The 22,054-nt window shown below is 68.7% G+C and carries 19 protein-coding genes; 6 read left to right on the forward strand and 13 right to left on the reverse strand.

The window, feature by feature from the left end; all coding sequences use genetic code 11:
* Window positions 1-81 precede the first annotated feature (81 nt).
* The gene (locus ACIBGM_RS25810) at window positions 82-585 is read left to right on the forward strand and encodes a hypothetical protein (RefSeq protein ID WP_360523517.1); all 504 of its coding nucleotides are present in this window, start codon (window positions 82-84) and stop codon (window positions 583-585) included.
* A gap of 3 nt (window positions 586-588) precedes the next feature.
* On the opposite strand, the gene ACIBGM_RS25815 is transcribed toward ACIBGM_RS25810, so the two are convergent.
* Together ACIBGM_RS25815 and ACIBGM_RS25820 are read right to left on the reverse strand one after the other, a co-directional pair.
* A complete protein-coding gene (locus ACIBGM_RS25815) occupies window positions 589-2,046 on the reverse strand; it encodes an SDR family oxidoreductase (RefSeq protein ID WP_360523520.1) in 1,458 nt (485 codons plus the stop codon).
* The gene (locus tag ACIBGM_RS25820; protein WP_360523523.1) at window positions 2,046-2,477 is read right to left on the reverse strand and encodes an SRPBCC family protein; all 432 of its coding nucleotides are present in this window, start codon (window positions 2,475-2,477) and stop codon (window positions 2,046-2,048) included. Before ACIBGM_RS25820 ends, ACIBGM_RS25815 begins: the two co-directional genes overlap by 1 nt.
* A 67-nt stretch (window positions 2,478-2,544) precedes the next feature.
* On the opposite strand from ACIBGM_RS25820, the gene ACIBGM_RS25825 reads away from it, so the two are divergent.
* Window positions 2,545-3,420: a hypothetical protein gene (locus ACIBGM_RS25825; RefSeq protein ID WP_360523526.1), complete on the forward strand. Its 876-nt coding sequence runs from the start codon at window positions 2,545-2,547 to the stop codon at window positions 3,418-3,420.
* On the opposite strand, the gene ACIBGM_RS25830 is transcribed toward ACIBGM_RS25825, so the two are convergent.
* From ACIBGM_RS25830 to ACIBGM_RS25860, 7 genes are all read right to left on the reverse strand, one after another.
* Window positions 3,417-4,241: a class I SAM-dependent methyltransferase gene (locus tag ACIBGM_RS25830; protein WP_360523529.1), complete on the reverse strand. Its 825-nt coding sequence runs from the start codon at window positions 4,239-4,241 to the stop codon at window positions 3,417-3,419. The genes ACIBGM_RS25825 and ACIBGM_RS25830 overlap by 4 nt on opposite strands.
* Before the next feature lie 90 nt (window positions 4,242-4,331).
* Window positions 4,332-4,694, reverse strand: a complete 363-nt coding sequence (locus ACIBGM_RS25835) for a BlaI/MecI/CopY family transcriptional regulator (protein WP_360523531.1) — start codon at window positions 4,692-4,694, stop codon at window positions 4,332-4,334.
* Window positions 4,695-4,727: 33 nt separating this feature from the next.
* The gene (locus ACIBGM_RS25840) at window positions 4,728-5,603 is read right to left on the reverse strand and encodes a M56 family metallopeptidase (protein WP_360523534.1); all 876 of its coding nucleotides are present in this window, start codon (window positions 5,601-5,603) and stop codon (window positions 4,728-4,730) included.
* Window positions 5,604-5,713: 110 nt separating this feature from the next.
* Window positions 5,714-6,772 carry a cation diffusion facilitator family transporter gene (locus ACIBGM_RS25845; protein WP_396386963.1) on the reverse strand — a complete coding sequence of 353 codons (1,059 nt, stop codon included), beginning with the start codon at window positions 6,770-6,772 and terminating at the stop codon, window positions 5,714-5,716.
* The gene (locus ACIBGM_RS25850) at window positions 6,769-7,176 is read right to left on the reverse strand and encodes a metalloregulator ArsR/SmtB family transcription factor (RefSeq protein WP_360523540.1); all 408 of its coding nucleotides are present in this window, start codon (window positions 7,174-7,176) and stop codon (window positions 6,769-6,771) included. The genes ACIBGM_RS25845 and ACIBGM_RS25850 overlap by 4 nt, the downstream gene beginning before the upstream one ends.
* A 22-nt stretch (window positions 7,177-7,198) precedes the next feature.
* Window positions 7,199-8,518, reverse strand: coding sequence for an NAD(P)/FAD-dependent oxidoreductase (locus ACIBGM_RS25855; RefSeq protein ID WP_360523543.1), 1,320 nt, complete (start codon window positions 8,516-8,518; stop codon window positions 7,199-7,201).
* On the reverse strand, window positions 8,515-9,144 hold the full coding sequence (locus ACIBGM_RS25860; RefSeq protein WP_360523546.1) for a VOC family protein: 630 nt from the start codon (window positions 9,142-9,144) through the stop codon (window positions 8,515-8,517). The genes ACIBGM_RS25855 and ACIBGM_RS25860 overlap by 4 nt, the downstream gene beginning before the upstream one ends.
* Before the next feature lie 179 nt (window positions 9,145-9,323).
* Between ACIBGM_RS25860 and ftsH the strand changes: the two genes are divergently transcribed.
* A complete protein-coding gene (ftsH, locus tag ACIBGM_RS25865) occupies window positions 9,324-11,297 on the forward strand; it encodes an ATP-dependent zinc metalloprotease FtsH (protein WP_360523549.1) in 1,974 nt (657 codons plus the stop codon).
* Window positions 11,298-11,305: 8 nt separating this feature from the next.
* On the opposite strand, the gene ACIBGM_RS25870 is transcribed toward ftsH, so the two are convergent.
* Entirely contained in the window at window positions 11,306-11,671 is a 366-nt protein-coding gene (locus ACIBGM_RS25870; RefSeq protein WP_360523552.1) for a VOC family protein, read from the reverse strand.
* Window positions 11,672-11,735: 64 nt separating this feature from the next.
* Entirely contained in the window at window positions 11,736-14,435 is a 2,700-nt protein-coding gene (locus ACIBGM_RS25875; RefSeq protein WP_360523555.1) for an AAA family ATPase, read from the reverse strand.
* A gap of 146 nt (window positions 14,436-14,581) precedes the next feature.
* Here ACIBGM_RS25875 and ACIBGM_RS25880 point away from each other — a divergent pair, with 146 nt between their 5' ends.
* Window positions 14,582-16,153 carry an alkaline phosphatase D family protein gene (locus ACIBGM_RS25880; protein ID WP_360523558.1) on the forward strand — a complete coding sequence of 524 codons (1,572 nt, stop codon included), beginning with the start codon at window positions 14,582-14,584 and terminating at the stop codon, window positions 16,151-16,153.
* Between the two features lie 54 nt (window positions 16,154-16,207).
* Here ACIBGM_RS25880 and rox read toward each other — a convergent pair whose 3' ends face one another.
* Together rox and ACIBGM_RS25890 are read right to left on the reverse strand one after the other, a co-directional pair.
* Window positions 16,208-17,626 carry a rifampin monooxygenase gene (gene rox, locus ACIBGM_RS25885; RefSeq protein ID WP_396386964.1) on the reverse strand — a complete coding sequence of 473 codons (1,419 nt, stop codon included), beginning with the start codon at window positions 17,624-17,626 and terminating at the stop codon, window positions 16,208-16,210.
* Between the two features lie 148 nt (window positions 17,627-17,774).
* Window positions 17,775-19,232, reverse strand: a complete 1,458-nt coding sequence (locus ACIBGM_RS25890) for a PHB depolymerase family esterase (protein WP_396386965.1) — start codon at window positions 19,230-19,232, stop codon at window positions 17,775-17,777.
* A gap of 340 nt (window positions 19,233-19,572) precedes the next feature.
* Here ACIBGM_RS25890 and ACIBGM_RS25895 point away from each other — a divergent pair, with 340 nt between their 5' ends.
* Both ACIBGM_RS25895 and ACIBGM_RS25900 read left to right on the forward strand, forming a co-directional pair.
* Window positions 19,573-20,772: a trypsin-like peptidase domain-containing protein gene (locus tag ACIBGM_RS25895; RefSeq protein ID WP_396386966.1), complete on the forward strand. Its 1,200-nt coding sequence runs from the start codon at window positions 19,573-19,575 to the stop codon at window positions 20,770-20,772.
* Between the two features lie 114 nt (window positions 20,773-20,886).
* Complete coding sequence (locus ACIBGM_RS25900) at window positions 20,887-22,047, forward strand: NAD(P)/FAD-dependent oxidoreductase (protein WP_396386967.1); 1,161 nt, start codon at window positions 20,887-20,889, stop codon at window positions 22,045-22,047.
* Window positions 22,048-22,054 lie beyond the last annotated feature (7 nt).

The following is a 22,054-nucleotide window of genomic DNA, read 5'->3' on the forward strand; positions in this document are numbered from 1 at the left end:
CGGCGAAGATTCACCCACAGCGGATGAGCAAGCCGGGCGGCTCGCGGGGAAGACTCGGGTAGGTCGGCCGAGGAGAGTGCGATGAATCAAGGCTTGCTGAACTCGTTGACGGATGCCGAGCGCCTGCTGGTGGCCGAGACGGACAGGAGCACCTTGAAAGGTCTGGACGAGGACGACCTCCTGGACCTGCACCAGCGTATTCGCCGGGCCAGGACGAAGTACGTGAAGAACTACCGGCGGGCCGCGAGTGCCGCCGTCGCGCCGGCCGGTGGCCGGGGGATGTCCTACGCCCGGAACCAGCGGGACCGCGACAAGGCCGAGTTGTTCGAGGCGGCCCTGGCGAGAGTCAGTCGCGAGGTCGCAGTGGCCGCCAGTCGCGCGTCCAAGCAGTTGCGAACCGAGCGCATCGAAGCGGCACGCTCGGTCAAGCCCAGCATCGAGGCTCCGGTGATGCGTGCCGGGGACATGCCGAAACCTCCGGAACCCGTCAAGCGGCGCGCCACCAAGACCACCGGGGGCCTCAAGAAGGACGCCTCGACGCGTGCGACCGGCGCCCGCCGCCAGGCCAAGCGCGACGCCCGCTGAGGATCAGCGCTCGGCTGCTGCGTGCGCGATGTTGCGCTGCATGCCGCCGAAGACGATGCCGTGGAACGGCTTGATCGCCCACCAGTAGAGGTGGCCCGGGAGACCGTGCGGATGGAACAGTGCGCGCTGCCGGAAGACTGTCTTGCCGTCGTCGTCGCTGTCGATGACCAGTTCGAGCCAGGCGAGCCCCGGCAACCGCATCTCGGCGCGGAGTCGGAGTAATCGCCGGTCTTCGATTTCCTCGACCCGCCACCAGTCGAGCGGATCGCCCACCGACAGGTCGCGCGGATTGCGCCGGCCGCGCCGCAGTCCTGGGCCGCCGAAGAGCCGGTCCAGCAGACCGCGGGTCCACCAGCCCAGCCGCCACGAGTACCAGCCGTTGCCGCCGCCGATCCCTTTGATGACTGTCCACAGCCGCTCGGGGCTCGCAGGTACGGCGCTCTCACGCTCGTCGACATACAAAGAACCGCCCGACCACTCCGGGTCGCTCGGCAACGGGTCGCTCGGTGCGCCGGGTGTCGACGCGGACGCCCAGGTCGTGGTGACATCCAGGTCCTGGACCCGCTTGAGGGCGAGCTCGACCGCGCGGTCGAAGCCGATCAGGCCCGGCGCGGGATCGGGGATGTGCCGCGCGATGTCGTGCTCCTTGCAGACGACCTCATGCACCAGGCTGTCGACCAGCGGCCGGGCGATGCTGCTCGGCACCGGGGTGACCAGGCCGACCCAGTGGCTGGACAGCGAGGGAGTGAGCAGCGGCAGCAGCAGGATCCGCCGTTGGTTGAGGTGGGCAACCTTCGCGTAGCGCTGCATCATGTCGCGATAGGTGAGGACGTCGGGCCCGCCGATGTCGAAGCCGCGGCTCACCTCGTTCGGCATCGACGCGCTGCCGACCAGGTAGTGCAGCACGTCGCGGACGGCGATCGGCTGGATCCTCGTGCTCAGCCAGCGTGGGGTGACCATCACCGGCAGTCGGTCGGTGAGGTGGCGCAGCATCTCGAACGACGCCGAGCCGGAGCCGATGATCACGGCCGCGCGCAGCACCGTGGCGGGCACACCAGAGGCCAGCAGGATCTCGCCGACCTCGCGGCGGGAGTCCAGGTGTGGCGAGAGCTCCTCGCCCTCCGGATACAGCCCGCCCAGGTACACGATGCGCCGTACGCCGGCCTCGCGTGCAGCCGTCCCGAAGGTCAGCGCGTTGTGCCGATCCCGCGCCTCGAACCGCCGCCCGGTCCCGAGCGAGTGGATCAGGTAGTAGGCGACGTCGACGCCCGCCATCACTGCCCGCAGCTGGCCGGGATCTCCGGCATCCGCCTCGACGACCTCGACCTCGTCGTACCACGCCCGATCCCGAAGTCGCCCCGGATTCCGCGCCATCGCGCGGACCCGAAACCCGCGCGCGAGCAGTTCCGGCACCAGCCGCCCGCCGATGTACCCGGTCACCCCCGTGACGAGCGCGAGCATCAGAGCCTCTGGAGCGCGTTCCGCAGACCGGCCTCGGCCTCGTCGCCGAGTTTGGCGAACCGCCCGCGGAACAGCGGCTCGACCAGCCGCGCAACACCCTTGAAGGTGAACTCGGCGCGATATCCAACCGTAGTGCGCCCGTCCTGGGTGGCGAACGTCATCGTGTCCACGGCGACGACAGTCTTGTTCTCCCCGCGCAGCTGGAGCAGCTCGCCCTCGTCGCGCCGCAGAACGACGTACTGCAGCTCCGTCTTCCGCCCGGCGAACTCGGAGACGTTGCGGTACGTCGTACCCGGCCCGCCGTCCCCGTCGACCCGCTGCGTCGAGACGGTTCCCGGATCCCACTCCTCCGTGGTCTCGAAGTCGGCCAGATACGTGTAGGCGCGCTCGACCGGAGTGTCCACGACAACCGTGCGCTCGACGATGATCACCCCCGCACGGTATCCACAGTTCCCGAAACCACACCCTGCTCGGCGGCACGGCGGCTACGCTGCCGGGGTGAGGGCCGACGCATGGGCTGAGCAGCAGGTGGCGGCGGTGCGGGATGATCCGGCGGGGCGGCTCGCGTTGATGGAGCGGTGCTACAACGGCCCGTTCGGGAGTGCTCCTCGGCATCTGCCGTACCGGCGGGCAGCGGCTTCAGCGATGCGGTGGCAGCTGAAGCGGGGTGTGCTGCAGCCGCCGTTCAGTGATCAGCCCGGAAGCCCGTGGTGGCGGGCGGTCAATGAGCGTGTCCTCCGAGACGGGTGTGAGGCGGTGGCGCTCAGCGGGGACCTCCCGGGTCCGCCGTCGTCGCGCACTGCCGAGTTCTGGTTGTCCTTCGCGTTGGAGCCGACCGCCCGAGCATGGTGGCGGGCACACAACGGAAGCATCGTCGCCGGGTACGTCGAACACCGCGAGCTGGCCGAGCCCGAGACGGCCGCCGAACGCTTCTTCATGAACGTCGTCCTCTGCCGCGTGCTCTACGCCCATGCGCTGGTCGCCGCGCCACGCATGTCCCTCGGCTGGTTACGCCCTCTCGCCCCACTCCTCGGCGACCCGCGCCTCGGGATGACCGGCATCTTCTTCCAACTGTCCCGCGTGCTCCCCGACGAGTACCCGCTACGCGACGACGTCCGCTTCTACCTCGGCGCCGAACTGGGCTTCGGCCGGCTCCTCGATTACGGCATGATCGTCCCGCGCCTGCAACAGCTGTACGAATGGTCAGCCGGCGAGCTCGAAGTCCCACAACTGCTCGACGCCATCCACGACGGAGCATTGACCTACGCCTGGTCCATCGACGACCGCCACGTCTGGCAAGCACCTCCGTCCATCGTGCTCCAAGCCGCGCGCCGCATCCTCCCGCCGGAGCCGGACGGCTCCGGTCCGGCCTAGTCGGCCGGCTTGGTGAGTAGGTAATAGGCGTAGCGGTGGTCGAGCTCGTTGTGCGGCTCGAGGTTGAGGGCGGCGGGGGAGAAGCCGCAGGCGGTGGCGAGCTGCCAGAAGTCGGAGATGCGGTACGTCGTCATGTCGGCGAGCCGGGAGTTGTAGTCGCGGCGCATCGGACGGGTGCTGAAACGACCCTCGTCGTACTTGGTCTGGATGAGCGCCACGCCACCCGGGCGGAGAAGCTCGAAGGCGATCCGGAGCAGGCGTTCGCCGTACTCGGGGGTCGGGATGAGCTCGAAGACGTAGAAGCTGAGGAAGATGTCGCAGGGACCGTCGACGGAGCGGAGCACTCGCTCGGGGCCGTCGACATGGATCAGGATCGGCTGGTACGGCGTCTCGCAGACGCGGGCAACCTGACGGCCGCACTCGTCTAGACTCGCCGTCGACACATCCACCCCGACGAACTCGTCCGCGCGAGGCGCGAAATGTACGGCGTTCATGCCGCCGCCGCAGCCCCACTCGAGCACGCGCCCCCACCGAGGCGGTTCGTCGAGCATCGCGGAGTAGCGGTCGAACAGGTCGAGGTGCCGGCGCCCGAGCTGCGCCCACAGGTCTGCGTGCTCGTTCGAGAAGACGTCCGCGTCCCGCCAGTGCGAGTTGCCCTTCCAAGTGCTGCCGCCGTCGTCCTCCCAGTACAGCTGGGCGTCCGAGGCCAGGTGCCGATCCGAGTGGGTGAGGCCGACGGTGCTCAACGTCCGCTGGATCAGCGGTTTGCCCCTCGCGCCGAGTCTGCGCACCCGTGCCTGAACCGTGTGATGCAGAGCCATCCCGGACCCCCCTTGGATCAAGGCTCTATCTACTATTCGGGATAGTAGCAACTATCGCGGATAGTAGTAGGGCGCCGGGCGTGGTCGTCCTCAGTCCGGACGGTCGGCCTGGCTCAGCAGTTGCTGCAGTTTGGCGGCCTCTTCCGGCGGGATCTGCTGCACGAACCGCAGCAGCGCGGCCGTCGGGTCGCCGCTCTGGGCGAGCGCGTCGTTCATGAGTTCCGCGGCGTAGTCGGCGCGGCTGCGCGTGGTCCAGTACTCGTGCGCGCGGCCGTGGAGTTCGCGGGCCAGGAAGCCCTTGCGGTACAGGTTGTCCATGACCGTCAGGACGGTCGTGTAGGCCACCTTGCGACTCGTCTGCACTTCCTCGAGCACGCTGCGTACAGTGGCCGGCTCGGACCGGTTCCACAGGCACTCCATGACGACCGACTCCAGGTCACCGAATGTGCGCATACCGCATTGTCACACCATCGGCGCGGCGAGTGGTTAGTGAAGCACCAGGTTGTGTGATCCGGCGATCACAGCGGGCGGCACCAGGGTGATCGCGAGCATGAGGGCGCCGACAGCCACGGAGAGCAGGCGACCGGTCGGCCGCGCGGGTTGGAGGAGGCGGCGGATCCGTTCGGCCGTGTACGACGCCGCGACGCCGAGGAACGGCGACGGCCCCGACGCCGGGCCGGCGGCGGCGCCGACCCTGAAGAGCGCACTGGCTACGGTCTCGCGTCCGCACACGCCGGCGGCCTGGTCGTCGGCTGCCATCTCGACCAGGCGACGAGTCTGCGTGGCGTAGTCGGGGAGGAGTCCGAATGGCGCGAGCAGGCCGGTGATCGTGTCGGCCAGCAGGATCTTCGCGTGGTGGCGCTGACCGAGATGTGCGCGCTCGTGGGCGACCGTCGCGGCCATCTCGGCGTCGGTGAGGAGCCGGCGGCCGGCCGACGTGACGATCACCCGACCCGACCGGCGTCGTCCGGGGACGCAGTACGCGGCGACTTCGGGTGTGTCGAGCAAGTAGACGTCGCGGTCTGCGGTTGGTCGGGCACAGAGTCTGACCAGGAGGCGGTGCCGGCCGCGGATCCGCGCGGCCGCGACAGCTCGCCGTACGACGTCGAGGCTCAAACCGGTGATCAGTACGGCGATCAGCAGTGCCGCCGCCATCCACTCGGGCGACGCCGGGACCTCGTGGGTGAGGAGGAACACGGCTCCGACCAGGGCCGACGGTGTGGCGATACCGCACGCTTGCCAGAGTTGTAGTGCGAGGCGCGGATGGTTCCGGCTCCAGGTGGACCGGCTGAGCCAACGGTCGACGCCCCGCCCTAGTGCGACGCAGTACGTGACCAGCACGCCCGCGAGGAAAGTGCTCATAGGTGCTCCCCGGGGCGGCACGATGGCGGTCGACCCCAGGCCCGACACCTGTCGCACCTACCCTCGCATCCCCTGTCTCCGTTCGCCAAGCGATTGCCCAGGGCACGTGGTCAGCGGTGGTGGCTGATCAGGTCATGGGCTGCGGTGGAGTCGTGGGGGAGGGGCTCGGCGTGGATGGTTGCCGAGGAGAGGCAACGTACGCCGTGGACCAGTTCGTGCTCGACCTGGTGGCTGAGGTGGTGGGCGTCGACCAGAGACATGTTGGAGTCGACGCTGATGCGTGCTTCGGCGCGGAGCGTGTGGCCCAGCCAGCGAAGTTGTACGCCGGTCACGTCGACGACGCCCGGAGTGGAGCGGATGACTTGCTCGGCCTGGTCGACGAGTGCTGGGTCGACCGCGTCCATGAGTCGCCGGTAGACCTCGCGGGCGGCGTCGCGCAGGACGAACAGGATCGCGATCGTGATCAGCAGGCCGATGATCGGGTCGGCCAATCCGAAGCCGAGCCAGGCGCCGGCCGCGCTGAGGACCACGGCGAGGCTGGTGAAGCCGTCGGTACGAGCGTGCAGACCGTCGGCGACCAGGGCGGCCGAACCGATCCGACGGCCGGTGCGGATCCGGTACTGGGCGACGATTTCGTTGCCCAGGAAGCCGATCACGCCGGCGACCGCCAGTACGCCGACATGGCGGACGTCACCGGGATGGATGAACCGCATGATCGCCTCGTATCCGGCGTACGCCGCGGAGGCCGCGATCAGCACCACCACGACAATCCCGGCCAGGTCCTCGGCCCGCCCGTACCCGTAGGTGTAGCTGCGGGTCGCGAGCCGGCGGCCGACGATGAAGGCGATCGCCAACGGGATCGCAGTCAGCGCGTCGGCGTAGTTGTGCAGGGTGTCGCCGAGCAGGGCGACCGAGTTCGTGTAGACGACGATCAGGGTCTGGATCAGCGCGGTGACCATCAGGCCGACGAAGCTGATCTTCAGGCAGCGCATGCCCTCCTTGCTCGCCTCCAGCGCAGAGTCGACCTTGTCGGCGCTGTCGTGCGAGTGCGGGACGAAGATCTCCTTCACCTTGCCCAGCAACCCACCATGATGCCCATGCCCATGCCCATGCCCGTGGCTGTGGCCGGTGGTCGCTTCGTGATCGTGATGGTGGCCCGTCGCGCTCATCGGCGTTCCCGCCTCTGCGTGGTGCCGGTTGCCGGGTCGTCGTGAGGTACGGCGTCCGCGGACCGATGGTGCTCGGGAAAGCCCCCGCTGGAGTGCTCGGCGTGGTAGATCGCGTCCTCGACCAACTGACTGACGTGGGAGCTCTCGATCCGGTAGAAGATCTGGTTGCCCTGCCGCCGGGTCCGCACCAGGTGCGCCATCCGCAGCTTGGCCAGGTGCTGGGACACCCCGGCCGGCGACTTGCCGACCGCCGCGGCCAGCTCGTTGACCGGCATCTCGCCGTCCAGCAGCGCCCACAGCAGCCGCACCCGGGTCGCGTCCGACAGCATCTGGAACACCCGAACCGCCAACTCGACCTGCTCGTCGCCCGGAATCGACCTACGCGACTGCGTATCTACGCGCATACGCAGATACTAAGGCAGCGACTCACGTAGTTGCCAGGGCTTTGAGGGCCGGGAGGTAGATCTCGGAGAAGGTCGGGAAGGGCTGGATGGTGTCGCGGAGGACGGTGATCGGGATGCGGGCGCGGATCGCGAGCGTGGCCTGCTGCAGCCACTCGCCGGCTTCCGGCCCGAGGGCGTAGGCGCCGGTGAGGCGTTCGCCGTCACTCAGCAGCGTGAGGAATCCCGGGCTGTTGGCGTACTCGTGCGTGTACGTGGCCGTCTTCGCCACGTCCCGCAGCGCGATGGTCGCGCTGTACGGCGCCGCCGTCGCACCGACCGCCGCGGCCTGCTGATCGGTGAAGACGACCCGCGGTACGGCGTCGTAGTTCGCCTCCCGTGGTTCGCCGAGGATGTTCGCGGCGACGACGCGGGCTTGGTACTTGCCGACATGGGTCAACAGCCAGATGCCCGTCACATCGCCCACTGCCCAGACCCGGTCCGCGACCTGCAGGCGAGCGTTGACCGGCACTCCGTCGGCGTCGGCCGTGACGCCGATCGTCTCCAGCCCGATGCCGTCGACACGCGGCCGGCGACCGGTGGCGATCAGCAGCCGGTCGCCGCGAACCTCGCGATCGTCCTCCAGCACGAGCACGTAGTCGTCACCGTCGCGTCGGGCCGCAGTCGCTCGTGCGCCGGTGATCAGCTCGATCCCGTCGCGTCGTAGCACCTCGCCGAGGGCCTCACCCAGTGGTGCGGCCTCATGGGACAGCAGGTGGTCGGCTGACTCGACCAGGACGACGTCGCCGCCCAAGCGCCGTACCGCTTGCGCCATCTCGACGCCGACCGGTCCGCCTCCGAGCACCACCAAGCGGCGGGGGACCGCCTTCATGCTCGTCGCCTCGCGGCTCGTCCAGACGCCGTCGAGCTCGTCGAGGCCCGGGATGGGCGGCACGACGGCGTCGGAGCCGTTCGCGAGTACGACGTGCTCTGCGGTGTACTGGCGTCCGTCGACCTCGACCACGCCGGTTCCGGCCAGCCGGCCGCGGCCGCGGATCAGGTCGATCTTGTTGTCGGCGAGCCACTTCTCCTGACCGGCGTCGGAGTAGTCCGAGACCATGAAGTCGCGGTACGCCAGCGCCGCCTCGACGTCGACCGTCGCGGGAGCGGCGGCCTCGTTCGCGGCCTGCGCGGCCTCGCCCGGACGGAGCAGGGTCTTCGACGGGATGCAGGCCCAGTACGAGCACTCGCCCCCGACCAGTTCGGACTCGACGACCGCGACCCGCAGGCCGCCCTCGGCGAGGGCCCCGGCGGCGTGCTCACCGGGGGAGCCGCCGCCGATCACGATGACGTCGTAGTCGCTCATTGGGGGAGTTCCTGGCCGGTCCGCTCGGCGACCATGTAGGTGGCGTACCACTCGGGCCAGGCCTCGTCGTACTCGCCGCCGTTGCGCTTCTCGTGCTCGCCGTGAGCCGTCGCTGCGCGAGTCAGCGCCTGCTTCAGGTCGTCCACCGAGGTGTACGTCGTTTCCGCGGGGTCGACCCGGCCGGGCAGCCGCTTGGTGACCTCCTGCAGCAGCCAGCCGTTGCCGTCGGGGTCGGTGAAAGTGGCGAACGAGCCGTAGCTGGCGCGCTCGTCGGCCGGCCCGTTGACTCGGCCGCTGTCGTCGGCCTGGAACTGCGCGCCCGGGGTCGCGGGGTGGAACGCCTCGCTGACCTCGACTCCGCGCGCCGCGAGCTCGCTCCGCGCGGCCTCGATGTCGGAGACGATGAGGTAGAGGCCCTGGGCCGAGCCCGGCTCGGCGGTGGTGATGTTGCTGCCGAACTGCACCGACGCCGGCGAGCCCGGCGGGGTGAACTGAACGACCCGGAAACCGTTGTCGAACGCGAAGTCGACGTCCAGCCGCCAGTCCAGCTGCTCGTAGAACGCCTTCGCCTTGTCCACGTCGGTGACCGGGATGACGACGGCCTCGAACTTGAGATCGGTGCTCACTGCTTCCTCCTGTAGTTGTTCCGACACCATTGACTGTCGCTCCCCGGGCGCGTGCTCGCCCCAGTGGTGATCCCTGGTGTCGTCCCTGGGGCTGGGATGGGACGGTGGTTGCGCCGGACCGGCCGGGCGTGGGACACCTGTTCGAGTCAGGGAAAGATCCCGGCCAGGGGGAGCTGACCATGAGTGACCAGAACCAGCGCCAGGGTGAGCAGCAGCCTGCCGAACGCGACGAGCGGCGGCCCGCCGAGCGTGACCAGGCCGAGCGGCGGCCCGATCAACCGTGGCGGACCGAAGGCATGCCGACCGGAAAGGGAAACCGGCCGCGCCGGCCTGGCTGGCTGAGGTTGGTGGCGTGGATCGTCGGCGGCTACCTCGTGCTGTTCCTGCTCACCACGATGCAGGACCAGATGTCCGGCGGCGCGGAGACGATCGCGTACACCGAGTTCACCACGCAGGTCGAGAAGGGCAACGTCGCGGAGATCTTCGCTCGGGGCGACACGATCGAGGGCCAGCTGAAGGAGGCTGCGTCGGTGCCGGGCAAGACGGACACGTCGTACACGAAGTTCACCACCGAGCGGCCGACGTTCGCCAACGACGACCTGTACGGCGCATTGGAGAAGAGCGGGACGACGGTGCGGGCGACTCCGGTGGTCCAGTCCCGCGGCACGTTGTGGAACTTGCTGATCTCGTTCGCGCCGATCCTGTTGCTGGTCGGGTTCTACCTGTGGTTGTTCCGGCGTCAGCAGCGTGCGGCCGCGGGTGGTCTGGGTGGTTTGCTGGGCGGTGGGCAGAAGAAGCCGGTGGATCCGGAGAGCGTGCGGACGACGTTCGCCGATGTGGCGGGGATCGACGAGGTGAAGGGGGAGATCACCGAGATCGTCGACTACCTGAAGGACCCGGACAAGTACCGCCGGTTGGGTGCGCGGGCACCGAAGGGTGTGTTGCTGGCGGGTGCGCCGGGGACGGGGAAGACGCTGCTTGCGCGGGCAACCGCCGGTGAGGCGGGGGTGCCGTTCTTCTCGGCGAGTGCTTCGGAGTTCATCGAGGCGATCGTCGGGGTTGGGGCGAGTCGGGTGCGGCAGCTGTTCGGGGAGGCGCGGAAGGTGGCGCCGGCGATCATCTTCATCGACGAGATCGACACCATCGGGCGGGCGCGGGGTGGTGGCCGGGCGATCGGTGGCCACGACGAGGGGGAGCAGACGCTGAATCAGATCCTGACCGAGATGGACGGTTTCTCCGGGACCGAGGGCGTGGTGGTTCTGGCGGCGACGAACCGGCCCGACGTGCTCGATCCGGCGTTGCTGCGGCCGGGGCGGTTCGACCGGACGATCACCGTGCACGCTCCTGATCAGCAGGGCCGGGAGGCGATTCTGCGGGTGCACGCGCGGGGGAAGCCGCTGGCTTCGGATGTTGATCTTGCCGCGATGTCGCGGTCCACGCCGGGGATGACCGGTGCGGACCTGGCCAACCTGTTGAACGAGGCGGCGTTGGCTGCCGCGCGGTCGGGTCGTTCGGAGATCCATCACCACGATCTGACTGACGCGTTGGAGAAGATCCAGCTCGGGACGGCGCGCAATGTGGTGATGCCGGAGGAGGAGAGGCGTCGTACGGCGTATCACGAGGGTGGACATGCCCTGCTGGGGATGATCCAGGTCGGTGCGGACCCGGTGCGGAAGGTGTCGATCATCCCGCGGGGCCGGGCGTTGGGGGTGACGTTGTCGACGCCGGAGATGGACCGGTACGGGTACGACGCGGACTACCTGCGCGGTCGGATCATCGGCGCGCTGGGTGGGATGGCTGCCGAGCAGGAGGTGCTGGGCGTGGTGACCACTGGCGCCGAGAGCGATCTGGAGACCGCGACCCGGATCGCCCGCGCGATGGTCGGCCGCTGGGGGATGTCCGCGGCCGTCGGTCCGGTCTCGGTCCTCCCGTCGGACGGGGATCCGCGGGCTGTCGCCTCAGATGGTCTCCTGAACACCGTCGACGAGGAGGTCCGCCGCCTCATCGACGAGTGCTACCAAGAAGCCAGGCGGCTGTTGCGGGAGAACCGCGACCGCCTCGACGGCATCGCCACCCAACTCCTCATCCACGAAACCCTCGACGAACCCGACGCGTACGCGGCGGCCGGCATCCCCCGCGACGCCCGAACCTGAGGAGGTCCTCAGTTCCAGGGTGCATCGCCCACCAGGAGCCACTTGTTGCCATCCGGGTCGTGGAAGGATGCCTGGTCGACGCCTGTTGCGCTCTTCCTGATGGGGCTCGGAGCGGCGCCGCGCTTCGCCAGGTCGGCGATCGCTGCCGGGAGGTCATCCACCCTCAGCACACCGACGGCCGACCCCGGCTGGGCTGACTCGATGCCGGTGCCGATGATGATCGAGCACAGCGAGCCCGGCGGGGTCAGCTGCACGACCCGCACCTCGCCGTCCTGCTGGTCGCAGTCCAGGTGAAACCCGAGCGCACGGTAGAAATGCCGGGTCCGATCGACATCGGACACGGGTACGACGACAGCCTTGAGCTTGGCGTCCATGGGACGACTCCTTCGACGAAGGTCCTCCCATCCTCGGCACCGCAAGCGCTCGTCGCCCCCGTGGTCATCCCTGGTTCTGCGAGTCGAGCGCCTTCCGGAGCTGCCGGCGGGACGTGATCCCGAGCTTCGAGAACGTGTTGCGCAGGTGCCACTCCACGGTCCGGGGACTGATGTACAGCTGCGCCCCGATCTCGACATTCGTGAGCCCGTCCCGCGCCAGTCCCGCGATCTGGGCCTCCTGCGCAGTGAGGTCGTTGAGCGTGTCCGGCGTGCGTTTGCGGACCGTCTCGCCGGTGGCCAGCAGCTCGTGCCGAGCGCGCTCAGCGAACGCCTCGAGCCCCATCGCAGCGAGCTGCTCGTGAGCCGTCCGCAGTTGTTCACGAGCATCCGCACGACGTCCCTCGCGGCGCAACCACTCGCCGTACAACAGCTCGGCCCGAGCCACCTCGACGCGCAGCTTGGTCCGTCGAAGGTGCTCGATCGACTGGCGATAGGCATCTTCGTCCCCGCCGAGCAACGCCCGGACGCGTGCCTCGATGCCGCGCCCCCAGTCCGTCGGAGTCGCGGTGACGCGCTCGGTCACCCAGGCCAACGCGGACTCGACCAGCTTGGTGTCGCCAGTCCTCGACGCCGCCTCGGCGAGCTCCCCGACGACCAGTACGCCGTGCCCGACGACATCTTGCTCGAACACGTGAAGCGCGGCGTCGCGAGCAACGTCGTACCTGCCGAGACCGTTGTTGAGCACCGCATCCGCGTACGACGCGAACGCCGCGATCCGACCCTGGTGATGTTCGGTCGCCTCTTGAATCGTCGCGTCGACCAGCCGGCGGGCCTCACGCTCGTTGCCGCGAAACGCCTCGAACAGCAAAGGCCCGTAGACGACCGGCGGGTTCCCAGTAGATGCCGCAATCTGCCGATCCTCGTCGACAATGCCGGACACCGCGCTCAGTTCGCCCGACAAGCACAACAGATTGGCCCGCGAACTGAGCGCAAACTGCAACTGCACAAGCGCGCCGCTCTCCCGAGCCGCCCGGTCCTGCCACCCCGCAAGCTCGAGCGCGGCATCAAAATCCCAAACCTCAATCGCGACCATCCCACCGACCCGTCCGGCGACCTCGCCCGCGTCGCCACCCGCCGAACGCGCACGCTCAACCGCCGCCATGAGCTGGGGCGCCGCTTCGCCGTACCCACGTGTGACCCGCACCGCAAGCGCCTGCAGCAGCTCATCGGGCGGGTGTGGTGGGGGAGTTGCGGTTGCTGCGGTTGTGAGGATGCTCGCGGTGTCTGGGCCGCTTGCCCAGATGGCTGCCGACATCGCCTCGAGGTAGGCGAGCCGCGCTTGGTCGACGTCGTGGGGCTCGAGTCGGCCAGCTGCGGCGAGCAGAGTGCGGGCCGCCTCGTCGGCTCTGCCTTGGTCGAACGCGATCTGGCCGCGCAGTCGCTGGGCCTCGGCTTCGTGGAGCGCGTTCGGTGGTCCGACGAGCGCGCTGCCGAGAAGATCGAGCGTTGCCTCGAGCGCACCAGCCCGGCGCTTGGCCGCGGCGGCAGCCAACAACCGCTGCGACCGGCGATCAGGGTCGAGCGTCAGCGCCGCCGATCGTTCCAGGAACGCGCCGGCCGCGAAGAACCCGCCTCGCGCCCGCGCGCGGTCGGCAGACCGCTCGAGCTCGGCGGCGACCACCTCATCAGGGAGCGGTGTCGCGTTCGCCCGGTGCCACGCGCGCCGGTCCGGGTCCACGTCGGGATCGGTCACCTCGGCCAACGCTCGGTGCACCGCCTGCCGCTCCTGCGGCGTCGCCAGCCGGTAGGCCGCCGACCGCACCATCGGATGCCTGAACTGAATGTGCCGGCCAAAGGTGATCAGCCCGGTTGCGATCGCCGCAGCCGCGGGATCTGCCCCGAGTTCGAGCTTCTCCGCCGCACGCCAGAGCAATGTCGGGTCGCCGAGCGGCTCCGCGGCTGCCGTGAGCAGGAGCAGCCGGGTGTCTTGCGGGAGCACCTCGAGCCGCCGTACGAAGCCCTCCTCGATCCGGCTCGCAAGCGTGCCCGGACTGGCGCCGTCCGCCAACTCGGTGAGGCTCCACGCGTGCGGAAGCTCAAGCAGGGCAAGCGGATTGCCGCGGGTCTCGGCCACGATCCGGTCCCGCACTCGCGGGTCAACCGGACCGGGCAGCACCGAGTCGAGCAGAGCTCGCGCGTCTGCATCACCCAGCCCGCGAACCTCGAGCTCGGCCAAACCAGTCAGCTCGTGATCCTCACCATCGCGTACGGCGAACACCATCACCACCGACTCAGCAGCCAACCTCCGCGCGACAAACGCCAGGATCCGGGCGGACATCAGATCGATCCATTGCGCGTCGTCGATGACACACAGCACCGGCTGCTTGGTCGCCGCGTCGGACAGAAGATTCAGTACGGCGAGGCCGACCAGAAACTTGTCCGGAGCAGGTCCGCTCTGCTCGCCGAACGCCGTACCGAGCGCGTCATGCTGCGGCCCCGGTAGCCGGTCGGCCAGGTCAAGGAAGGGCGCACACAGCTGATGGAGTCCGGAGTACGCAAGCTCCATCTCGGACTCGACACCCACGGCCCGCGCAACCCGGCAAGCCTCGCTCCGCGCAACCAGCGCGTCGAGCAACGCCGACTTCCCGACCCCAGCCTCGCCACGAAGCACCAGCGCCTCGCTCCGGCCCGCCCGCGCAGCCCCGACCAACCCCTCCAACACGGCAACTTCTCGCCGCCGCCCGCGCAGTCCCCGCACCCCCACAATCTATCCCGTCCGCTTCTTGCCCCATCGATCGGAGTCGGTAGCTGCTCGGCAGGGGTTTCGGAGACATTGGCGCGGGTTTCACCCGAGCTTGGTTCGCCGTGGTTAGACCGGAGGAGTCCTTTCCCCTGCCCCCCGGGAGTGTCATGTCCGAACCGAAGTCCTTCCACCGTCCAGGTCGCCGTACTCTGCTGCTCGGTGGCGCGGCCGCGGGCGCGTCGCTGTTACTGCCGACCTCATCGGCCATCGGCGCGCCGGCTCTGGTGCGGTCGGGTCGCCCCGCAATCACCCATGGCGTGCAGTCCGGTGACGTCTCCGCGTCGCAGGCGGTCGTCTGGGCGCGGTCGGACCGGCCGGCCCGGATGTGGGTCGAGGTGAGTCCGACCGAGACCTTTCGACGGGTACGGCGTCTGAGCGGCCCGATCCTGGATGAGCGCAGCGACTTCACCGGCAAGACTCTGCTCCGCGGCCTGCCCGCCGGTGAGGACGTCTTCTACCGGGTCGTCGTCGCGGATCCGGACGACGACCGGCGCAACAGCGCGCCGGAGTACGGCCGGCTGCGGACCGCGCCGAACGGATCGGCCGACATCCGGTTCCTGTGGTCGGCCGACCTCGCCGGCCAGGGGTGGGGGATCGACCCCGCGCGCGGCGGGTACCGGATCTTCGAGGCGATGCGCCGGCTGAACCCGGACTTCTTCATCTGCTCCGGCGACCTGATCTACGCCGACGGCGTACTGCCCGCGGAGAAGCCGCTGCCGGACGGCACCGTGTGGCGCAACCTCGTCACCGCCGAGAAGTCGAAGGTGGCCGAGACGCTGGCCGAGTACCGCGGCAACTACCGCTACAACCTGCTCGACGAGAACCTGCGGCGGTTCAACGCCGAGGTGCCGCAGATCAACTCCTGGGACGACCACGAGGTCACCAACAACTGGTACCCGGGCGAGATCCTGGACGACAGCCGGTACACCGAGAAGCGGGTCGACGTACTCGCTGCCCGGGCACGTCGTGCCTTCCACGAGTACCTGCCCACCAGCACCCGCACCGACGACGAAGGCCGCGTGTACCGGGTCAATCGGTACGGCGAACTGCTCGACGTCTTCGTGATCGACATGCGCTCGTACAAGGACGCCAACACTGCCGGGCTGGAGGCCGTCAGCGACGGCGGCGTGTTCGGGCGCCGTCAGCTCGACTGGCTGAAGCGCGAGCTCAAGGCATCCCGGGCCACCTGGAAGGTGCTCGCGGCCGACCTCCCGATCAGTCTCGTCGTCCCCGACGGCGCCGCCATCGAAGCCATCGCCCAAGGCGACCCCGGTACGCCGCTGGGCCGCGAGCTCGAGATCGCCGAGCTGCTCGCGTACGCCAAACGCAACCGCATCACCGGCATGGTCTGGGTCACCGGCGACGTGCACTACACCGCTGCCCACCACTACGACCCGTCACGCGCCAAGTTCACCGACTTCGACCCGTTCTGGGAGTTCGTCTCCGGCCCCCTCAACGCAGCAGTCGGCGTCGAGCCGCGCCCGAACCCCGTCGACCCCACCTTCGGCCCCCAGGTCGTCTTCGCCAAGGGCGCCCCCTCCGCCGACGTAGGCAACCCCGCCTACGGCTACCAGTACTTCGGCGAAGTAACCATCGACGCCACCACCCACCACCTAACCGTCAACCTCCGAGACCAATCCGGCACCACCCTCCACACCACCACCCTCCCACCCAACTAGCCCGTCCCCACGCCCCCGCCCGGTGACCACACCACAGTCACCGGGCGGCGCGGCTCAGGTGTTCTTGCGGCCGAACCACTTGGTGAGGTGGGGGTTGAGGGCTTGCTGGGAGTTGCCGAGCCAGGCGATGTGGCCGTCGGGGCGGAGGAGGAGGGCGGGGTGGGGGAGGTCTCCGGTGAGGTGGTCTACGCGGTCTTCCCAGCCGGTGATGGAGAGGGTGCCGGTTTGGTCGAGCAGGATGCCGCGGGCGGTGTGGAGGTGATCGTAGAGGCGGCCCTGTTTGAGAGGGAGGTCCGGGAGGCGGCGGCCGATCAGGTCGTGGTCCTCGCCGAAGTCGTAGCGGATCGCGGTGGCTGTGATCTTCTCGATCAGGAGACGGTGGACGTCCTCGAAATCCATGAGCTCTGACACCAAGCGCCGTACCGCTTGGGCTCCGGGCTCGGTGGACATGAGTTCCATCTGGGCCCGGGTGTTGTCGAGTACGTCGGCAGCCACGGGGTGCCGTTCGGCGTGGTAGGTGTCGAGGAGATCGTCGGGCGCCCACCCGTTGATCTCGGCGGCGAGTTTCCACCCCAGGTTGACCGCGTCCTGGATGCCGAGGTTGAGGCCCTGACCGCCCGCCGGCGGGTGGATGTGGGCGGCGTCGCCGGCGAGCAGGACGCGCCCGGTGCGGTACAGGTCGGCCAGGCGCGTCGCGTCGCCGAACCGGGAGAGCCAGCGTGGTGAGTGCACTCCGAAGTCCGTACCGGCGTACTTCTGCAACTGCCCCTTGAACTCCTCGAAACTAGGCGGGGTCGTGCGGTCCCCGGTCAACCCATCAGCAGGTACGACGACGCGGTACGTCCCATCCTGGAGCGGCATGGCCCCGAACCGCAGCTCGGTCTTGCGGATCTCCATGACGGCAGCCATGAGCGTCTCCGGTGCCGCCGCCACCTCCATCTCACCAAGCAACGTCTCGACCTGACTGGTCTCACCCGGAAAGCCGACGCCGAGCAGCCGGCGCACCGTACTGCGGCCACCGTCGCAGCCCACGAGATACCGCGAGCGCAGCTGACTCCCATCAGCCAGTACGACGGTCACCCCGTCGGCGTCCTGGCTCAGATCGACCAGCTCGGTGTCGGGCCGGATATCGGCGCCGACCTCGGCGGCATGCTCGGCGAGCAGACGGTCGGTGATGTTCTGCGGGATGCCGAGGACGTACGGATGGGAGCTGTCCAGGTGAACCGGGTTCGGCTTGAGGATCCCGGCGAAGAACCCGCCGACCGGGAACTGCTTCCCGTGCTCCTGGAACCGCTCCAGCAGACCGCGCTGGTCCAGCACCTCGATACTGCGCGCATGCAGCCCGAGCGCCCGGACGACTTTGGTCGGTCCGGAGTCCCGCTCGAGCACGACCACGTGCACGCCGTGCAGCCGCAGTTCACTGGCCAGCATCATCCCGGTCGGCCCGCCGCCGGCAACGATCACGTCAATCACAAAAACCCCCACTGATCGAGATTCTTCTGGCTGAGAACCGCGATTCTGCAGCACGACCGGGGCCTTGCGGCAAGTCCCCCAGTGCGCTATAGGTTGATAGTGGCAGGGAGTTCCATTCTCCTTGCCTTTCCTTTTGCTTGGGCCAGAACTAACCGTCGTACGTGATGTGCAAGGTCGCTTGAGCTCCGGGGGAGAGGAAGCGGTAGGCGGTGGTTGTGGGGGATTGGGCGAAGCGGAGTTTGAGCTGGGTGGGGCCGGTTCGGTTGATGGCAGTGGGGGAGAAGTCGGTAGAGGTGGCTGGGCCGGTGGCGAAGGGCGGGAGGCTCGCCACGGCTGGAGTCGTTGGCGGGGCGGCCCAGTCAGCGGGTTCGGTGGTGCAGGTGTTGAAGCAACCGGTCTGAAGGTCGATCAGGAGTTGGTTGGAGCCGGCCCAAGGGTCGCCGACGCCTGAGACGGAGGTGACGGTCAGCCAGGCGCGGGTGATGGTGGCGTCGTCGGGGATGGTCGAGGTGTCGAAGGAGAGTACGGCGCGATTCTGCTTGCCGTCCGTGCCTTGGCCGACAGCCAGGTTGGCGAGCGTCCCGACGATGGGGGCGGAGCCGTCGGACTGAGCTTTGACGTAGCCGTCCTGGCTGTCGATGCTCGGGAACATCCGCGTGCCAGGTGAGGTCGGAGCATCGTCGAGACCCCAGAAGCGCGCAATGTGCTCGGCCGCGCAGATGTTGACATCGAGGACGTACGGCGCAGTCGTCCCGCACGTACCGGGATCGATCGGCTGCCCATGATTCATCCCGGTGATCGAGTACGTCTCCACGACCGAAACGCCGGCGCTGTTGCGATACACCTTGTGCGGATAGCCGCCGATGGTGTCCGACACGTCGGCCGTCTGATCCGTGCTGTGCACATTGGTCCACTGCTCGACGAGCTCATTGAGGTTGCTATAGGCAACCGTCGAGTCGGCTGTGCCGTGCCAGAGCGAGATTGTCGGCCACGGACCGGTCGAAGCGGCGCGCACCTTGTCGCCCCACTGTTGTGGTGTCAGGTTCGTGCCGGGTGACATGCAGGAGAAGGCCTGAGCAACACCCGTGGCGCAACGGTACGGCAGGCCCGCAACGACAGCTCCGGCAGCGAACGCCTCCGGGTACGTCGCCAACATCACCGACGTCATCGCACCACCAGCTGACAACCCCGTGACGAAGCTGCTCGCAGTACCGAAGTCCGACCGCATCCGATCGACCATCTGCTTGATCGACAGCGCCTCGCCGGACCCCCGCGTCGTGTCACCCGTCTCGAACCAGTTGAAGCACGAGTTCAGGTTGTTCGAGCTCTGCTGCTGAGGCAGCAGCAACGCGAAGCGCATCCGTTCGGCGACCTCGACCCAACCCGGCTCGACGTCGTACGCGGCCGCCGACTGCGTGCACCCGTGCAACGCAACCACCAACGGCCGCCCCGCCTCGAGCCCGTCAGGCACATACCGGAACATCCTCAGATTCCCCGGATTAGACCCAAACCCAGTCACTTCCTGAACCCCCGCAGCCTGCACAACAGGCGCCGGCACGACGCCAAATCCGACAATCACCGCGAACACCACAACCAACCGCCACATAAGCACCTCACCTAGAGCGGGGCGAACTCTTCCCACCGATGTTTCTGCCCCTCACCCCCGAGCACCATGTGCTGGTCCCACACACCTCCGCCTGAATTTGTGTCGCCGACCATGCATGTGGAGCACCCCGCTCGGGATTGCCGTGAGCAACTAGTCGCCTACCCCGGGGTGATGTGGGGTGGGGCTCTGGACGGGTGGGGGTTGCGGACTTACATTCGAGGTGCGGTCGTGGGGGCCGCGGGGGGAAAGTAGAGGGTCGGTGGCACGGGTGGTGCCGGCCTGCCTGGGGGTGTGCCCCTCTGTGCGTTCGTGGGGGAACGGGGAGCACATGATGGGACGGATGCAGAGGGCTGCCGTCGTTGCGGCTCTGCTGGTGCCGCTGGGGGTGATGGCGCCGGTCGCGGCGTCGGCGGCCGAGCCGGTGCAGAGCGCCGAGCTGGAGAAGAGCGTCGTCGCGCTGCACATCAGGACGGTCGCGAACGTGCGCTACCCGACCGAAGGGGGCGGCGAGGACGTCGTCAAGGAGCCGATGGTCGTCGAAGGGGCGTGCTCGGGCTTCCTCGTCAGCGCCACCGGCGACATCGTCACGGCCGGCCACTGCGTCGACCCGCAGGAGATCCGGCGTGACCTGATCATCGAGGCGCTGCTCTACATGGAGAAGGCCAAGCAGATCACCAAGGCCAAGGACTGGCTGGAGTACGCCGTCAAGAACTGGGACGTCGAGGGCGGCAGCAAGGGCAGCAAGCCGGAGACGCGTGTCCGCATCACCCAGCCGGAGTCGGTCGGCGGGCCGGTGAAGTTCGACCACAACGCCCAGATCATCGACTACAAGTCCTTCAACGACGGCGATGTCGCGCTGCTGCGGGTGTCCGGCATCTCGGGCGCACTTCCGTTGCCCATCGCAACGCAGGACCCGGCGGTCGGCACGAAGCTGATCTCGATCGGGTTCCCGGCCGCGGTCGGCCGGGTGATCGACGAGAACCAGCGGGCCAGTTTCAAGACCGGTACGGCGAGCTCGCAGCAGACCTCGCCGAAGGGCGTCCCGCAGACCGAGGTCAACGCCGACCTGAGCGGCGGCATGTCCGGCGGCCCGACCGTCGACGAGGCCGGAAACGTGCTCGGCGTGAACAGCTTCCTGCTGCGCGACCAGCAGAACTTCAACTTCATCACCGACACCACCGACCTCGGTGCCTTCCTGCGCCAGCACGGCGTGAACCCGGTCGCGCCCCGGGCTGCCACCGGGGACGACGCATCCACCGGCAACCACCCGCTGCCCGCGCCGGCCGCCGACTCCGGCGGAGGCTTCCCGTGGTGGCTACCCGGCGGCGTGGCCCTCCTGCTCGTCTTGGCAGGTGGCGTCATCGTCTGGTACCAGCGCAACCGCACAAGGCCCGTTCCAGTGGAGCAACCAGCCTTCGTCGGTACGGCGATGCCGCAGTACGGACCGCAGCAGCCGGCCAACCCACCCGGCTGTGATCACCGCAACAACCCACCCGGAGCCCGCTTCTGCAACGCCTGCGGAGCTCCGCTGTCCCGTTAGCGCGCCCCCACCGCGAGACCGGCGCCCTGTTCTGGCGGCAGGGCGCCGGGCTCGCACAGATACTTGCCCGCGGGGGCTTTCGCGCGGCCGCCGTACCGCGAAAGAGTGGGTGCCATGAGTCGCGTTCGCACCCTCCCCGCGGCCGCCGACGTGGTCGTCATCGGCGGCGGGATCATGGGTGTCAGTACGGCGTACCACCTCGCGTCGGCCGGGCAGCGCGTCGTACTGCTCGAGCAGGGCGCGCTCGGCCAGGGATCGACCTGTCACGCGGCCGGCGGTGTGCGCGGGTTCTTCTCCGACGAGGTCAACATCCAAATTGGTCTGCGCAGCCTCGAGGTCTTCGAGCGGTTCGGTGACCTGTTCGGCACCGAGATCGACCTGCACCAGACCGGCTACCTGTTCCTCGTCGACGATGCCGACGACCTGGCGGTGTTCGAACGCAATGTCGCGCTGCACAACGCCGCCGGCGGCGACAGCCGGATGATCTCGGCGGCCGAGGCGAAGCGGCTCTCACCGCTGATCGACAGCACCGGCATCCTCGGCGCGGCTTGGTCACCCCGAGACGGGCACTGTACGCCGGAATCAGTCGTCCAGGGATACGCGAAGGCAGGCCGCGCAGCCGGCGCGACGCTGCTCACCAACTGCCCGGCCACAGGGATCGAGACCGACGGCAGCCGGATCGTGCAGGTCGTCACCGCCGCCGGGGCGATTCGTACAGACCAGGTGGTTTGCGCGGCCGGTGCCTGGTCGGCGCAGGTCGGCGGCTGGGTCGGCGTGGACCTGCCGGTGGTCCCGCTCCGCCGCCAGATCGCGATCACCGAGCCGATCCCCGGTCTCGACCCGAAGACGCCGTTCACGATCGACTTCACCACCTCGCTGTACTTCCACCGCGAGGGCGAAGGACTCCTGGTCGGCTGTCCCGAGAGCGTCGACTCGTGGAGCTTCGACACGTCGCGGGACCCGGGCTGGTTGACCACGCTGGCAGAGGCGATCGAGCGCCGCGTCCCCGCGCTGGGGGAGTTCGGCATCGGCCGCGGCTGGGCCGGGCTCTACGAGATGACCCCCGACCACAACGCCGTCATCGGCCGCTCGCGAACCGTGCCAGGATTCGTGTACGCGTGCGGCTTCTCCGGCCACGGATTCCTGATGGGACCGGCGATCGGGGAAGTACTGCGTGACCTCTGCCTCGACCGCGAGCCGGTGGTCGACGTCACCTCGCTGGACGCCGAGCGGTTCAGTGCGGCTGGCGCGCGCCCGGAGCTGAACGTTGTCTGACCACCCG

It is taken from the genome of Kribbella sp. NPDC050470 (assembly GCF_044458365.1).
In the GTDB taxonomy this organism is placed as follows: Bacteria; Actinomycetota; Actinomycetes; order Propionibacteriales; family Kribbellaceae; genus Kribbella.

Excerpts from the sequence above, each read along its gene's own strand:
- ACIBGM_RS25810 (WP_360523517.1), top strand. The coding sequence starts at position 82 with ATGAATCAAGGCTTGCTGAACTCGTTGACGGATGCCGAGCGCCTGCTG.
- ACIBGM_RS25815 (WP_360523520.1), bottom strand. The coding sequence starts at position 2,046 with ATGCTCGCGCTCGTCACGGGGGTGACCGGGTACATCGGCGGGCGGCTG.
- ACIBGM_RS25830 (WP_360523529.1), bottom strand. The coding sequence starts at position 4,241 with ATGGCTCTGCATCACACGGTTCAGGCACGGGTGCGCAGACTCGGCGCG.
- ACIBGM_RS25835 (WP_360523531.1), bottom strand. The coding sequence starts at position 4,694 with ATGCGCACATTCGGTGACCTGGAGTCGGTCGTCATGGAGTGCCTGTGG.
- ACIBGM_RS25840 (WP_360523534.1), bottom strand. The coding sequence starts at position 5,603 with ATGAGCACTTTCCTCGCGGGCGTGCTGGTCACGTACTGCGTCGCACTA.
- ACIBGM_RS25845 (WP_396386963.1), bottom strand. The coding sequence starts at position 6,772 with ATGAGCGCGACGGGCCACCATCACGATCACGAAGCGACCACCGGCCAC.
- ACIBGM_RS25850 (WP_360523540.1), bottom strand. The coding sequence starts at position 7,176 with ATGCGCGTAGATACGCAGTCGCGTAGGTCGATTCCGGGCGACGAGCAG.
- ACIBGM_RS25855 (WP_360523543.1), bottom strand. The coding sequence starts at position 8,518 with ATGAGCGACTACGACGTCATCGTGATCGGCGGCGGCTCCCCCGGTGAG.
- ftsH (WP_360523549.1), top strand. The coding sequence starts at position 9,324 with ATGAGTGACCAGAACCAGCGCCAGGGTGAGCAGCAGCCTGCCGAACGC.
- ACIBGM_RS25870 (WP_360523552.1), bottom strand. The coding sequence starts at position 11,671 with ATGGACGCCAAGCTCAAGGCTGTCGTCGTACCCGTGTCCGATGTCGAT.
- ACIBGM_RS25880 (WP_360523558.1), top strand. The coding sequence starts at position 14,582 with ATGTCCGAACCGAAGTCCTTCCACCGTCCAGGTCGCCGTACTCTGCTG.
- ACIBGM_RS25890 (WP_396386965.1), bottom strand. The coding sequence starts at position 19,232 with ATGTGGCGGTTGGTTGTGGTGTTCGCGGTGATTGTCGGATTTGGCGTC.
- ACIBGM_RS25895 (WP_396386966.1), top strand. The coding sequence starts at position 19,573 with ATGCAGAGGGCTGCCGTCGTTGCGGCTCTGCTGGTGCCGCTGGGGGTG.
- ACIBGM_RS25900 (WP_396386967.1), top strand. The coding sequence starts at position 20,887 with ATGAGTCGCGTTCGCACCCTCCCCGCGGCCGCCGACGTGGTCGTCATC.